The organism is Limnobacter humi (genome assembly GCF_024518835.1).
In the GTDB taxonomy this organism is placed as follows: domain Bacteria; phylum Pseudomonadota; class Gammaproteobacteria; order Burkholderiales; family Burkholderiaceae_B; genus Limnobacter; species Limnobacter humi.
The window spans coordinates 216,448-228,883 of the sequence record NZ_JANIGO010000001.1 but is presented as its reverse complement, the minus strand read 5'-3'; the positions used below and the strand labels follow the sequence as shown (position 1 = coordinate 228,883).

Below are 12,436 nucleotides of genomic sequence, written 5' to 3'. Positions count from 1 at the left end.
CATGAATTCATATTCTTTTCGCAAACACCAGGCAGGTATCACGCTGATCGAAGTGTCCATCGGCCTGATCATTGCTGCCATTGTGGCCGCTGTGGCTTTTGTTGCATTCCAGAACAACGCACGCCGCACCAAGGTGCGTGAAAACACCACGGCCATCACTGAAATTGTGGCCGAAGCCAAGCAGAAGTTTGGCCGTACCAACCAGTACACCGCACTGAACGGCAAGAACGACACCACCGACCCCGCCATCATTTCTTCCACCATCCCCAAGGCGATTGCCTCGGCCGGTAACACTTACGGTGTAAAGCCCATCCTGTACGGTAGCGGCATTGATGGCAAGGTTGAAACAACGCCCACCGGCACCTACGCCACATTGGCCTGGGGCGGTGTTCCTGCTGACCAGTGTTACGATCTGATCAACGCCGTGGCCCAAGCCACCAACGCCATTTATGTGGTGAACACATCGACGGTGTCCATCGGTGGCGCATCCGGCACCAGTGTGGTGAGCACCACCGGCACCATCAGTGCCGCAAACGCGACCACCGCATGCAACGCAATTACCACCACCGGTTCGCTGTACCTGGTGTTTGACCGCGGTTAATACCCACCGCGTGTTGATTGCTTCCCATCCTGCCCTGCCGGCAGGGTGGAAGTGTGTTTAAACGGAGTACCGGAATTGTTCAAGCGCCTGCTTCAAAAGCAACGGGGTTTCACCCTGATCGAAATGTCACTGGGCCTGATTGTGGCTGCGGTGGTGGCTTACATGGCCATTCGAAGCACCGTGAAGGACTACACCGTGCAGGGCGCCTATGCCCAAGCGGACCAAATCAAACAGATTCGAGATGGTTTGAGCACCTATGTTCAAATCAATGGCACTGCGATTGTGTCGGGCAGCTCAGTGTCTGGGGTGAGCAATGCGCTGGCACCCACCGTGACCGAGCTGCTCAACCTGCAGTTGCTGCCCAGCCAAGCCAGCACACTGGCCACGCTGAACCAAAGCCCGTTTGTGCTAAAACTCACGGTGAGCCCATCGGGTTGCTCATTGGGCAATTGCGTGATTGACGGGTATGTGTATGTGCGCGACCCTTTTCTGGCCAAAGGGGACAACCCCGCCAGCGGGCAGTACGACGGCACTGAAGTGGGTTCCATGCTGCAGCGCCTGGGCGGTGATGCCTTTGCCCGGGTGGCACCGAATGGCAACCTGGTGGGTGCAGTGGGATCATTTAACTACACCAACTCCACCAACTTTGCCCACCCCACCATCACGGTGAATGGCCAGCCTTACCCGGCCGGCATTGTGGGCATGCGCATTGCCTCGTATACCCCCGCGGGCACCACCACAGGGAGCGGCAGCACCACGGGTGGGCCTTGCCCAGGTGGCACCATCAACAACGTGGTGGCCACCGGTACCAACGGGAACGGTAACGGTAATCAGTGTTTTTTCACGTATCCAACCGTTGTGCTCGGTTCATCGGCCACCGTGTTGAACACGCAAACTTCAACCACCGGGACGTTAACGGTTCGGTGTCTCGCGGTCAATGGCATGTCGACCATACAAATTGCAACGCTCACATGCATCAAATGAGCGCGCCAATCCAGAGCCAGACCCGCCGCACATTGCTGTTTGGCGGGATCATGTCCGCGCTGCCATTGTGGGGTTGGGCAGCCACAAACCCCTTGTGGCTGGATGTTCAACGGGCTGGCGAGCGCTACCGCATGAACCTGCTGCAGTCCGACGGTTACAAGGCAGCCGCCTGGATGCTGCGGGATGTTCAAGCCGACAACACCGTGGGCCAACCCGACACCCATCTCTTGTTGCGCTTGGCCCTGTTGCAGCGCTGGGTGGCGGAGCATTATGGCTACTGTGTGTTCGACATCACGTCGGGCTTGCGCATGCCCAACACCAATGCCGCCACGGAGGGCGCTGCGCACCAGTCGCGCCACTTGCCGGGCCCTTCATTGCGGTTTCGGGCGGTGGACTTCATTCCTCGCGGTGTTGATTTAAGCAAAGTGCACACCTTGGCCTTGCACATGCCGCAAAGTGGTGTCGGGCTGTACGATGAACACCTGCACCTCGATGTGCGCCCGCAATCGGCCCGGTGGTGACATGAACGCCATTTCCAGTTCCGTGAAGCAGCACAAAGCCCTGGTGGTGAACGACAGTGTGCTGGAGCGCACCTGGCTGACCAAGGTGTTGTCAGCGGGTGGCTATTTCGCGCAACAGGCCAGCTCGCTGGACAATGTGGTGGGATGGATTGAGCGCGAGCAGATTGACCTGGTGTTGTGCAGCAGCGAATTGGAAGCTGTCAATGTATTCAATCTGTGCAGCGCCATTCATGGGGCCAAGTTTGATTTCTTTGTGTATGTGATTGTGTTGGGCCAGCAGGCCAGTGAGCGGCTTTGCATTCAGGCTTTGCAAGCGGGTGCTGACGAGTTCATTTCCAAACCCGTGGACCGCAGTGAGCTGGCGCTTCGGCTCGGCACGGCATCCCGAATCATTGATCTGCAAAAGCGGTATTTTGCACTGCGCGCCGCGATGCCCACCGCCATGCAACGGTTGTCCACCGACATGCGGGCCATGGCCCAATTCCAGACCTCTCTCTTGCCGAACAAAGGGCAAGACATTCAAGGGTTGTTCTATGACCACTTCTGGTTGCCCAAGGTGTTTGTATCGGGCGACCTGTTCCAGGTGTTGCCCTTGAATGAACAGTGGGCTGGGTTCTATGTGTTTGACGTGGTGGGCCATGGAGTGCCGGCTGCGCTGCGTGCACTGGACCTGTATCGCCTGTTGTCGGCCAATCCACACGATGGCATTTTGCTCGACCAGCAGGACCTGTCGTTTGTTCAGCGGGTGCGCATGCCCAATGAGGTGTTGGCAGACCTCAATGCCCGCTTTCAAATGACCCGGGAAGGCGATGTGTACTTTTGCATCACCTACGGGGTGATGCATGTGCACACCGGTGAAGTGTTTTTCTCATCGGCCGGTTCACCGTGCCCCATGGTTCAGCACCTGGATGGCCAGTTCTCGGTGGAGGGCGACAGCGACTTGCCGATCGGCGTTGTGCCTGACACCGACTACGCCTTGCACCAGTTCAAGGTGGAGGCCGGGGAGCGACTGTTTTTGTATTCCGATGGTTTAACCCAGGTGATGGACGAGGCAGGCAATGCGCTGGAGCAGGGTGGCCTGATGGCCTTGCTAACCCGTTACAGTATGCAAGACCTTGCCAGGCAAGTGCAGCAAGTGCGCGAGGGCGTGGCCTATTGGACCAGCGGAAAGCCTGCCAACCGGGTGTTGGACGATGACTGCAGCCTGCTGGCCTTGCAGTGGAAGGAAGCCGAAAGGGACAGCGCACCTTCAGTAGCCACCGACCACGACTCGCCCGATGTCGCGGTCGGCGACAGTGATCCCGCTGACCCACCACTCGATGTGCCGGAAGACCGGCAAACCACAGAACCGGAATTTCAGTTTGCACGGCGAAAGGAAAACAGCCGGGTGGTGTTGCTTCGCGATGCCGGTGCATCGCCAGAGCTACCCGAGTGGCTGCAAACCTGGGGCTACACGCTAGTGGTATCGGACAATCCGGCCGAGTGTGCAGCGGTGCTGCAGGCGCAAGCGGTGACGTTCTTGCTCTTCGATGTACAACGCTGGACGCCTGCCCATGCAGACCTGATCGAATCGGGCCGACGCGCAGGCAAAAACCCCAGTCTGTATGTGCTGCTGGTGAGCAACCCTGCCATTCAGGCCGATTGGATGACTTGTTTGAAAGACGGTGTTGACAACATCACCACCCCAGTGCATTCCGCCCGGGAAATCTACACCCGACTGGCCACCGGTTTGCGCCTGGCGGACATTCACAAGCGCTTTACCTCGGACCAAGAGCAGGCGGATACCTTGCACCAAGAGGTGCAGGAGGACATGGAGCGGATTGCCGCCATGCAACTGGCCAACTTGCCAGCGCAGCGCCAGTATCCGCCCCGCCTTCAATTGGACTGCTTGTTTCAGCCCGCCCATTTGGTCAGCAACCAGATGATGAATGTCATGCCGCTCAAGGACGGCTTGATCGCGTTCTTTCACGTGACCGCACAAGGCAGTGGATTGGTGGGTGTGGCGCGTGGCTTGACGTTTTTCAGGCGCTTGACCGATGCGGTCAACGAAGACCGCTCCACCCTGTCGCGTTACATGAACACCAGCTTCTCTCCAGCGGCGGTGCTTACCGAGTTGAATGCCTGGGTGTATGCCGAGCGTTCGCAAGACTCTCAGTTTGCCTTGTGTTACGGCGTGTTGGACCCCAACACGGGCGAGGCCAGAATTAGCCATGCGGGATACCCCATGGCCATCGTGACCCGCGCCCGGGGAGGCATTGAGCAGTTGGGTGCATACGGCCCACCGTTGGGTGTCAGTCCCGATGCGACATTCCAGGACGTGTTTTTCTCCCTGGGTGCAGGTGATCGTCTCTTCCTGTTTTCGGGCACTTTGAATGAACACCCCGCCATGGGCGACGATTTTGTCGAGAACAAAGAAAAACTGTTTGAATCCAGCGTGTCTGTGGGTTTTGATGATTTACGCCCACACCTGCAGTCTGCCTTGCTCAAACCCGCCCGGCGTTTGCCGCTGCAGGCTGAACGCGAAGCGGTGGATATTTCGCTGCTGATGTTCCAATGGGGCGAGCATGTGCCCTTGGTGTTTGAAGCCTGCTCGGCGCCTGTGCTGCGGGACATTGAGGGCCTATTGCAGACGGCTTTGTCGGATGACATGCAGTCCTATGACAAGGCTTGGCAATTGGCCATGCCGGTGAATGCAGACCTGATTCCGGAGTTGTCCGATCGCTTGGCGGATGTGTTGCGCATCCTGGGCGTGGATGAGGAACAGGTTGCGAACATTCAGCTGTGTCTGTTTGAGATGACCAGCAATGTGTGCCGCCATTCCGGGCTGGGCCTGGATGACACCCTGCAGGTGCAGGTGATGAAGGGCCGTGGTGGTTTGCTGCTGAAGCTCACTGACCGAGGTGTGCCAATTCCGGACAGCACCCTGGCGCAGGCCGAGGTGCATGACTTTGAATTCGATGTGAACGACGATGCGGCCATCCCGCTGGGCGGTATGGGCTTGGCCTTGGTCCATAGCTTAACCAGCCGCTTTGAGACTGTGCGTATTGATGAACACAACCACACATTGATGTGGTTTTGAATACTCGTTGTTTAACATAAGTTAACATTTGGTGGCATCTGAATGTTAATTTGTGTTGTTGCAGGAGGGTGGGACAGGCAGCGGTTTGCGCATCCCTCAACGAAGCAACAGAGGCAACAGTATGAAAACATTCAAAAAAACATGGGTGGCCATGGCCGCTGCCAGCGTATTGCTGGCGGGTTGTCTTGGCAGTGGAAACAGCCCCCGATCACAGGGGGATGTGGTCGTTCTCACGACCAGCAATGATTTGCTGACCTTCAACCGAACCACCCCGAATGACATCCGCACCCGCGTGACCGTGACCGGATTGCTGAGTGGCGACAGCTTCATCGGCATGGACTTCCGACCCCGTGACCGCAAGCTGTACGCGGTGGCGCGCACCTTGCCAGGCAACGGTGGGCGCCTGTACACCATCGACACCAACACCGGAGTGGCCACTGTGGTGGCCACACTGACCGCCGCAACAGGATCAACCTACACCACACTGGACCCCGCCGCCACGGTGTTTGGTGTGGACTTCAACCCCTTGGCAGATGCCTTGCGTGTGATCACGAACACCGGCCAAAACCTGCGTATCGTACTCAACGCTGGCGGTGGCAATGGGGTGGGGTCTACCTTTGAAGATGGTGACATCAACCGCACCGATGCTTCGGTAACACCATTTGCTGACTCAGCCACGGCCTACACCAATTCGTTTGATGGCACCACCTCAACACGAATGTTCAATATTGATGTGCGCAATGGCAACTTGATTCAGCAGACCGTGCCCAACAATGGAACATCGGTGGTGGCTGCCCCGTTGTTTGCTGCCGCCACCACCATCCAGTCCATCGGCGAGTTTGATGTGGATGGCAGCAACAACCAGGGCTATGCCTTGATGCAGGTGGCTGGTAACCTCACCTTCTATCGAATTGCGTTGCCCGACTCCACAGCCACCTTGCCGGTGGCTGGGCCAGCTGCAACAGCCGTGGGTGTGGTGCCGGTCAGCGGCGTGGTGGGTATGAGCTTGGCATTGCCAACAGCGCCTGAAGTGGTGGTGCTGGACGGCAGCACCGCGGGTGCCCAGCGGCTGGTCAAGTTTGGTGTGCGCACGCCCAACACCGCCACCACCGTGAACATCACGGGTGTTGCATCGGGCGAGCGTTTGCTATCGATGGATTACCGGCCCAGCAATGGCAAGTTGTATGCATTGAGCAGCGCCGGCAAAATTTATGTGATCGATGCAAGCAGTGGCGCAGCCACCCTGGGTTCAACCCTGAGCGCTGCAACCGCGATTGTGAATGGCTTGGCCGATGGCAAGCAGTACACCATCGACTTCAATCCAGCCGCAGATGCATTGCGCATTGTGAGTACACCAGGTGCAACGGACACCACGTCCAGCAACCTCCGGGTTCCGGGTGCGGGGTTGGAGTCCACTGGTGCGACCACGACCGACACTGCGTTGAGTGGCGGCACGGCGGGTTTTGCCATCACACAGGTGGCCTACACCAACAGCTTCACCGGGCCAGCGCCTGCTGCCACCCGGCTGTTTGACCTGGATGCGGTGAACAACCAACTGCTGCAGCAAACCAATGCAAACGGCGGAACGTTGGCGCTCATTGGCTCCACCACGCAAACTTTCAACCGGTATGGTGGATTTAACATTGCGGGTGGCGACAACGGCATGCGTTTGGTGGCGGGCCGAACCGGGACCACCGGGGTGTTCAGCTTGTTCAACGTGGACCTTGCGACGGGAGCCGTTGCTGCAGCCACTGCGGCGTCTGGCACCAACGAGATTGGTACAGGTGCCACACAGGCCACCGATGTTCAGGCCTTGACGGTTCGGTTCTAAAGCCCCGCGCTGGCTCAACCCTGCAAGGGTTGGGCCAGTACCCACAAGCCCACCGCAGTAAACACCACCATCAGCACCAACATGGGCAGTTGGTTCAAGGCCGCTCGGCCAGCCGACCCTTCCATGCGCAAGGCTTCCTGGTGGCTCAGCCACACGGCAGCCACATGCCCTACCAGAATCAGCACCACCTGGCTGGTCCAAATATTGGCCATGTCGGGCAGCCAGGGCAGGCGCCCGGTGATGGCGGTGCCAAACAGGTTCCATCCCCAGCCCAAGGGGTCGGACACCAGCCCCCGAATTTTCAGGCCCTGGCTCAGCAGCAAGGTGTAGTAATGCGTCACGTGGTAAACCACGGCAATCGGTATCAGGCTGGGCAGGTGGCGGCGCATCATCAGGCTCATGGCGTGAGCCTTGCCAGTGATGCTTTGCCCCAATCGAAGAAAAAGCCAGAACAGCCCCAAGTAAAAAAACGGTGAGGCCAGCAGCAATCCGAATTCCCACGCAAAAAACCACGGGCGAACCACCGGGTAGATTTTCATCGGGTGCTCGCCAAATGCCAGGGTGAGCAGGCCGAACGGATCTTGCCAAAACACATTGAAGTACACCTTGGTCTCTCGCAGCCCGTCGAATGCGGTGGACGACAGCAGGAAAAACACGAACACAGCCTGCGCAGGGTGCCACAGGCGCAGGCGCTTCAATTGCGAAAAAGGCATCACCAAGTCCCAGCGAATTTGGCCTTGCTGGCTGGGCAAACGCCGCAGCGGGGCACAGGCTGCAAACACCCGGAACAGGGCTGCCAGCGGGTCGCCCCGCTGCAGCCAGCGGCGGGTGCCAAACAAGGCCATGCCTGTGCAGGTGATCAACCCATACCCAAGCAACATCCAGGCAAGCTGTCGGGGGTTGTTGTGCAGAAACAGTTCAATGCTGACCATGGCCACAAACAGCACGGTGGCGGGCCAGTGGCCCAGCCAGCGCGGGTAGTGGCATGGGCCTTTCCAGTGGGGCAGCATCAGCACCTGCCAGGGAAATTGGCGGGTATACCAATTGCCCACCAGCATGGCCATGTAGGCCCCACCCAGCACATACAAAATCCAGAAGGTGGTCATGTTGATGTTGCGCATGCTGTCGCGGGTGCCCAACAAACCAGTGAGCACACACACCACCAAAATCGCCAACCAGACCAGCGCTGCACAGCGATGCATCCGTTCAAGCGAGGTTGCTTGCATCACCGGCCAAGGCAATGCAAGCTGCGCATTCAGCAGACGGGATTTCCCGCCACCGGCTGCCAGCAACACAAACGACAGCACCAGGGCCAGCACGGAGCCCCAGATGTATAGCCCATAGGGCATGGGCAGTTGGACGGGTTCACCAAAGGCGTGGCCGAACGCCACGCCCGGTACAAGCAACAGCAGGGCTGCTGCTGCCTTCATCGCGGGTTGCTGCGGTAGTACACGTTCTCCCACATCCGCACATAGGCTTCGGCCGAGTTGTACAGGGCATCCAGGCCCTCTGCGCCACTTTCCAGTCGAACCTCTTCCACAAAGTCGGCCACCAGCCCGTAATGCGCCATGCCCACCTCATCGATGTGCCAGAACTTGCCACTGTCCGGAATGGTCAGCAGGTTGACCTGCATGGAGGGCAGCGACTGGTAACGCGGGCCCCAGTCGGCACCCCGGAACAGGGTGAAGGGGTATTGCACCGGTTTGCTGTTGCCGCCGCGGGGGCCCGGGTGGCCACCAAAGCCGTTGGCATCTGCACCGTAACCCAGCGCAATCGGGGTGTTGGTTACACCGGCCTTTTGGCGCCAGAACTTCAGCTTCTGCAAAAATTCCTTGTGCTTGATGCCGTTGCCTTTGTAGGGGTAAATCACGCCGCCGTCCTTCAGCATGCGGATGGCTTGGTCGCTGGTCAAACCACCATGCGCGTCGTGGGACGAGGCCATGGGGTAAGCGGGCGTCTGCTGTTCGGCCAGGTCCAGCATGATGTCTTTGCTGTGGTACTCGGCATGGTCGATGTCGATCACAAAGCCTTTTTTCATGATGGCCTTCAGCGCGTACATGCCCAGGTCGGTTACGGTGCGGGCATTGCAACGAATGCCGTCCGGGTACAGCGGTGCCTTGCCACCCACGGCTTCAAACAACAGCTTGGTCAGTGGGTCTGAACCGGTGCCTGGCACCGCAGTGGTCATTTTGGTGCCTGGCTCGCGAACAGACGGCTCGTCTTTCGGGTAGGCGCGGCACTCCGTGGTTTTCCAGAAAGCACCGGTGTCCAGGAAGTTCAGGAAGTTGATCACATCGCCGCTGAAAATACCGGCGCCGCCCAAGGCACTGTCAATGTCGTGGAAGGGGTACACGTGGCGCACACCGAGTGCCCACAGCTTTTCAATTTCTGCGTCAATCGACTGTTCACTGCACTTGCGTTGCTCGGTGCCGTCCGGCAGGATGGTGACGCCGCAGTTGAACACCTGGGCCACTTCAATGCCGGGCACCACAGCCAGTTTGCCCTGGTTGGCCACCTGGCGGGCTTCCGCCGGGCTTTTCACAATCCTGAACCAGCCCTGACCGGGGCCACCGAACTGCGCATCCACATAGTCCTGGATGTCGTAGAGGTACTTCACCTGCTTGGTGGCCACACCCATGTCGGTGCAATCGGCCTCGGGCTTGTTGGCATACAGCTGGCCAACCCGGCACAGGGCTGCAATGTTGGTGCCGTGGATCACCATGAGGCGCAAGCCGGCGCGCCATGCCCGCTCCACCCAGGCGTGGTACATCACCTGGTGGGTCAGGAAGTTGCGGCGTGGCCAATCCACAAATGTGGGCCAGCCTTTGGTGTCATGCGTGCCGGTGGGGTTTTGTTCCAGAATGTTGTTGGCATCGCGAATGCCATTGGGGCCGTGGAAGTCAGCACAGTCCTTCAGGGCATGGGGCACGCCAAAGCGATGCACCACCTCACCATACAACACACCACCAGCCGAAGGGCCAACATCCCCTTTGAGCGACATTTCACTGGACATGCCCATGTGGGTGTGTGTGTCGGCAAAACCGATGATGGGTTGATCTATTCCTTTGCCGGGGTAGGGCTTGCCCACCATGCTGGTCGGCATTTCCGGGTACGCCGTGCAGTTGTTGGCCGCCATCAATTTGAACTGGCTCTTCTCGCTGTCTGTGCTGGCGAGCACCAGGCCTTGGGTGTTGTCCAAGGTCAGCAATTGACCCGTTGCATCAAAAAACCGGAACACGCCTTTCTTGTCGTCAAACTCCACCTTCCAGATGGCTGCATCGGTGGGCTCGGCGCTGGCGGCGGTGGTGCTGCCTTGCGCGGTCACCATCTGCTTGTCCCGACCATACAGCAGGTAATTCCCCAGCGAGGTTGGGCGCAAGGTAAAGCTCTCAGCCTCAGTGGCTGGCGCGGCTGTGTATTGGTTGCCCGCGGTTTTGACGTATTGACGGCTAAACACCGACTGCAAGCCATAACACTGGTTGGCGATCGAAAACTTCGATACCGTGGGCACCTCGTTGGGCGTGACAGGTGTGGGCTGCGCGCCGCCCGATGCGGTTTGATCATTGTTGTTTGACAAGCAGGCGCTCAACAGCAGTGCCAGACTGAGTGTCCAGATGGATTTCATGGGTGTGCCCGGGAATTGTTCGTGTACCTTTGTTACTCGGTTGCGGGTGAAAGTGGATGTGGTGTAATGATTGACGGGTCGATTTGTGTCAACTACTCGACATTGACGTGTCTGGGTTTATGTCCAAAACCTGACACACCCATTCAGCGATTCGTCAGAAATCTCGCCCAAGCTAAGTATCACAGGTAGCACAACAACAAAAACCAAATCAGGGCAGAGGGGACAGACATGGCCGGTATTTCACACGGGCAGGGCAGGGGTGCGCACGCGCATGGGTTGTGGTTGGCAGGCAGCGCTTGCTGGGTGTTGCTGTTAACCGGGTGTTTGGGCAGCAACAGTTCGGCTGGCGGTTCGGCGGGGTCTGTGGTTCGCCCATCAGAGTCGCCTGGCGGGACCGTGGTTCAAACCGCCATTCCCCGCGCAACCTGTCGCACCAGCGACGCACCTGAAAAAGGCCTGCAAGGCCAGGTGGCTTTGGCTGACCGGTTGGCGGGTTTCACCGGCTACCACTGCAACATGGACCTGGTGGGCCAGTACGAAGGCGAGGGGGCCAGTTGGCAGCACACCTCTTACAAGGACTGTTCCTACTATGGCCAAGCCTATGCGTTGATTGCAGTCGCACCCAAAGAACCCAAGCGCCCCACCTTGATGAAACCCGGCGCTGTGGTGATCGATGTCAGCGATTCATCCAAGCCGCGCGATGCGGGGCGGCTCACCTCAGTGTCCATGTTAGACCCCTGGGAGTCTCTGAAAGTAAACACGGCACGCGGTTTGCTGGCCGCGGTGAATGGCACCAGCTCCAACAATGGTGGCCCCGAGTTTGATGTGTATGACATCAAGGGCGATTGCACCAAGCCGCGTTTGCTCTACTCGGGGAAATTGTCAGACACCACCGTGATTGGTCATGAGGGCGAGTGGGCGCCCGATGGTCTTACCTACTATGGCGGTGACCTCACGCAAGGCCAGTATTACGCCATTGATGTATCCAATCCGGCTGCACCCAAGTTCATCACCAAGTTTTCGCCACCGGTGGGTGTACACGGGTTGTCGGTCAGTCCGGATGGAACCCGGGGTTATGTCACCTTGTCAGGGTCTGGCCGCAACGAGGGCAACAACACGAATGGTTTTGCCATTTACGATTTTTCCCCAATCCACAATCGCGCAGCGGACCCCACGCCCAAACTCATCAGTGCCACTTACTGGAATGACGGCAGCACCGCCCAACACACCATTCCGGTCAAGATCAAAGGGCAGGATTACCTGATTGCGGTCGATGAATTGGGCTCAGACGGTACATCCAGCGTGGCCAACCGGGTGGTGACCTGTGGTTCCGGTCGGTTGGCGTTTGGTATCCCCAGAATTTTTGATGTGTCCAACCCCAGCAAGCCCGTGCTGCTGTCCAAACTCACCTTGGACATCAACCAACCCGAGAATTGCCAGACAGCCTCCATGGACACGGTGGGCCTGGCCTTGTTTGGTTACGACAGTCACTACTGCCAGGTGGACAACCCGGCCGACGCCAAGATGTTGGCGTGTGGCTATTTCAACTCGGGCCTGCGCCTGTTCGACATCACCAACCCGTCCCACGTGCGGGAAATTGCCTATTTCAACCCGGCCATGAAACCGGGCCAAAAAGGTGGTTCTACATTCAATGTCAGCGGCAATTGTTTCGGTGCTGATTGGACCTCCTCACAACCCCGTTTTGTGCTGGAGAAGAATGAAATCTGGTTCACGTCCCAGTGTGCCGGCTTTCAGGTGGTGCGATATGACCCGGCCGTTGTCCCCCGGTGAGCCC

8 protein-coding genes are annotated in these 12,436 nt (G+C 58.5%); 6 read left to right on the top strand and 2 right to left on the bottom strand.

Going from position 1 to position 12,436, the window contains the following annotated elements:
* Nucleotide 1 precedes the first annotated feature (1 nt).
* The 5 genes from NQT62_RS01080 (at nt 2) to NQT62_RS01060 (ending at nt 7,016) form a co-directional block, all read left to right on the top strand.
* On the top strand, nt 2-601 hold the full coding sequence (locus tag NQT62_RS01080) for a prepilin-type N-terminal cleavage/methylation domain-containing protein (RefSeq protein WP_256762687.1): 600 nt from the start codon (nt 2-4) through the stop codon (nt 599-601).
* A gap of 75 nt (nt 602-676) precedes the next feature.
* Nucleotides 677-1,585: a type II secretion system protein gene (locus tag NQT62_RS01075; RefSeq protein ID WP_256762686.1), complete on the top strand. Its 909-nt coding sequence runs from the start codon at nt 677-679 to the stop codon at nt 1,583-1,585.
* The gene (locus tag NQT62_RS01070; protein WP_256762685.1) at nt 1,573-2,106 is read left to right on the top strand and encodes a D-Ala-D-Ala carboxypeptidase family metallohydrolase; all 534 of its coding nucleotides are present in this window, start codon (nt 1,573-1,575) and stop codon (nt 2,104-2,106) included. The genes NQT62_RS01075 and NQT62_RS01070 overlap by 13 nt, the downstream gene beginning before the upstream one ends.
* Nucleotides 2,060-5,185 carry an ATP-binding SpoIIE family protein phosphatase gene (locus NQT62_RS01065; protein ID WP_256762684.1) on the top strand — a complete coding sequence of 1,042 codons (3,126 nt, stop codon included), beginning with the start codon at nt 2,060-2,062 and terminating at the stop codon, nt 5,183-5,185. Before NQT62_RS01070 ends, NQT62_RS01065 begins: the two co-directional genes overlap by 47 nt.
* Before the next feature lie 121 nt (nt 5,186-5,306).
* Nucleotides 5,307-7,016, top strand: a complete 1,710-nt coding sequence (locus NQT62_RS01060; protein ID WP_256762683.1) for a DUF4394 domain-containing protein — start codon at nt 5,307-5,309, stop codon at nt 7,014-7,016.
* A 14-nt stretch (nt 7,017-7,030) separates the two neighbouring features.
* On the opposite strand, the gene NQT62_RS01055 is transcribed toward NQT62_RS01060, so the two are convergent.
* Together NQT62_RS01055 and NQT62_RS01050 are read right to left on the bottom strand one after the other, a co-directional pair.
* A complete protein-coding gene (locus NQT62_RS01055) occupies nt 7,031-8,446 on the bottom strand; it encodes a hypothetical protein (protein WP_256762682.1) in 1,416 nt (471 codons plus the stop codon).
* On the bottom strand, nt 8,443-10,641 hold the full coding sequence (locus NQT62_RS01050) for a peptidase M19 (RefSeq protein ID WP_256762681.1): 2,199 nt from the start codon (nt 10,639-10,641) through the stop codon (nt 8,443-8,445). Before NQT62_RS01050 ends, NQT62_RS01055 begins: the two co-directional genes overlap by 4 nt.
* 228 nt (nt 10,642-10,869) lie before the next feature.
* Here NQT62_RS01050 and NQT62_RS01045 point away from each other — a divergent pair, with 228 nt between their 5' ends.
* Nucleotides 10,870-12,432 carry an LVIVD repeat-containing protein gene (locus tag NQT62_RS01045; RefSeq protein WP_256762680.1) on the top strand — a complete coding sequence of 521 codons (1,563 nt, stop codon included), beginning with the start codon at nt 10,870-10,872 and terminating at the stop codon, nt 12,430-12,432.
* Nucleotides 12,433-12,436 lie beyond the last annotated feature (4 nt).